Below are 2,331 nucleotides of genomic sequence, written 5' to 3'. Positions count from 1 at the left end.
TCATTTCAGGACATAATGTCTCTGTGACGACTGCAACCCAAGCCCCCAACGTACCGGCACGCACGCTGCCGAACCGGCCGAACATGGTGTCCGTAGGCACCATGGTGTGGCTGACCAGCGAGCTGATGTTCTTCGCCGGACTGTTCGCAATGTTCTTCACTCTGCGCTCCACTCAGCAGGAGATGTGGGCAGAGTACAGCGGCCGACTGGACGTTGTTCTGGCCACGATCATCACCGTGATCCTGGTGGCCAGCTCGGTGACCGCGCAGTTCGGCGTCTTCGCGGCTGAGCGACACCAGCCTCGGCGCACTGGCGGGCTGCTGCAGTTCAAGAACTGGGGCATGGTCGAGTGGTACATCGTGTCCTTCATCATGGGGGCGATCTTCATCGCCGGTCAGACCTACGAGTTTGCTGTGCTCGTCTCCCACGGTGTCACTATTCAGACCAACGCTTTTGGCTCCGCCTTCTACATCACTACTGGCTTCCACGGCCTGCACGTGATCGGTGGTCTCATTGCGTTCCTCTATGTGATTGCCCGCGCCTACTTCAGCGTGAAGTTCACACACCGTGAGGCACATGCCGCCGTCGTCATCTCGTACTACTGGCACTTCGTGGACGCGGTGTGGATTGCGCTCTTCGGCGTGGTCTACATCCTGCCGCTGCTCGTCTAACTCGACGACGCACCCATCCAAGCTCTAATACCGCACCGAGAAGAAAAGGAACCGGCACACGTGAAGGCACTCTCACAGAAGCGCCGCCACCCGTTCGCGTTCGTGGCACTGCTGCTCCTGGGGCTGCTGGTCACCGGCGGGCTCTACGCCGCAGCGACCACGGTGAACCAGGCGCAGGCCTCCAATGTCCCCCCCGGCTACAGCACTGAGGATGTTGAAGAGGGTCAGCGTCTGTTCGTTGCCAACTGTGCAACATGTCACGGCATGAACGCTGAAGGTACCGATGCCGGGCCGTCCCTGGTGGGCGTGGGCGCAGCGGCGGTGGACTTCCAGGTCGGCACCGGCCGTATGCCCATGCAGATGCAGGGCCCCCAAGCCCAGCAGAAGCCTCCTCAGTTCAACGATGAGCAGACTGGTCAGCTGGCTGCCTATGTTGCCTCTCTGGGCGCGGGCCCCGCAGTTCCCGATGACGAATACCTCGACATCGATCAGGGCGATGCAGCCCGCGGCGGAGAGCTCTTCCGCATCAACTGCGCCATGTGCCACAACGCAGCAGGAGCTGGCGGTGCGCTGACTGAAGGTAAGTACGCACCCAGCCTGCACGGGGTCGAGGCGCGGCATATCTACTCGGCTATGACCACCGGCCCGCAGAACATGCCGGTCTTCAACGACTCCAACATTCCGCCGGAGGACAAGCGGGACATCATCACCTTCCTGAAGACCTACGAATCCCAAGGAACTCCTGGCGGTTTCTCGCTGGGCTTCATGGGACCAGTCGCAGAGGGGCTCCTGATCTGGACTCTCGGCCTCGCGCTGCTGATCGGCTCCATGGTCTGGCTGACCTCGCGCTCCTCTTGAGCACTAGAAATCACAAGCACCAAATACCGCACTGAATGACAGCAAAGGACGTTAACCATATGGGCGAGCACGGTAACGGCGACCCGAAGTCGGGCGCCGTCGTCACGGCCGGCGAGGGGGAGTCAGGCACATACGCCCTGGAGAACCCTGGTCTGCCCCCGCACCGTCCGCGGCTCGCAGATGTGGATGAGAAGGCGGCCAAGCGCGCTGAGCGCCAGGTCTCAGTCCTGTTCCTCATCTCCATCATCGGCACCGTGGTCTTCTTCATCGGCTACTTCGTCGTGGGAGTCACAGAGGGTGACCTACACCTGCTGCGCCTGCAGAACACTCTTCTGGGTCTGGGCTCCGCCTTCGCCATGCTGGGTATCGGATTGGGTGTGGTCCACTGGGCCAAGACCCTGATGCCCGATCACGAAGTCGTAGAGGACCGTAAGCCGTTGCGCGCTGAGGCTGACCGTGAAGAAGCGCAGAAGATCCTCACCGAGGTAGTGGATGAGACACAGATTGCTCGTCGTCCGTTGCTGCGGAATACGCTGATCGGCGCCGCACTGCTGGCGCCGCTGCCGGCAGTAATCATGTTTCGTGACCTCGACCGCAGCGAGAACTTCGGTGTTGAGCGAATGCGCCACACCCTCTGGGAGGAAGGCGTCCGCCTGGTCCGAGACCCCACCGGCACGCCCATCCGCGCTGCTGACCTCACCATCGGTTCAGCCATGCACGTGATCCCTGAGAACCTGCGCGAGATCCAGTCGCACGGCCAGCGCCTTTCGGAGAAGGCCAAAGCGGTCGTTCTGCTGATGCG

The 2,331-nt window shown here is 61.8% G+C and carries 3 protein-coding genes; all 3 read left to right on the top strand.

From position 1 onward, the window contains the following. The first annotated feature begins 23 nt into the window (after positions 1-23). Positions 24-671, top strand: a complete 648-nt coding sequence (gene ctaE / locus TX78_RS00540; protein ID WP_044492743.1) for an aa3-type cytochrome oxidase subunit III — start codon at positions 24-26, stop codon at positions 669-671. 60 nt (positions 672-731) lie between these two features. After that, on the top strand, positions 732-1,529 hold the full coding sequence (gene qcrC, locus TX78_RS00535) for a cytochrome bc1 complex diheme cytochrome c subunit (protein ID WP_044492742.1): 798 nt from the start codon (positions 732-734) through the stop codon (positions 1,527-1,529). A gap of 59 nt (positions 1,530-1,588) precedes the next feature. Next, on the top strand, positions 1,589-2,331 hold a 743-nt coding region (locus TX78_RS00530), incomplete at its 3' end, for a hypothetical protein (RefSeq protein WP_044493430.1).

The sequence above is a fragment of the Nesterenkonia massiliensis genome (assembly GCF_000455245.1).
GTDB classification, from domain to species: Bacteria; Actinomycetota; Actinomycetes; order Actinomycetales; family Micrococcaceae; genus Nesterenkonia; species Nesterenkonia rhizosphaerae.
This window is presented reverse-complemented; position numbering and strand designations above follow the sequence as displayed.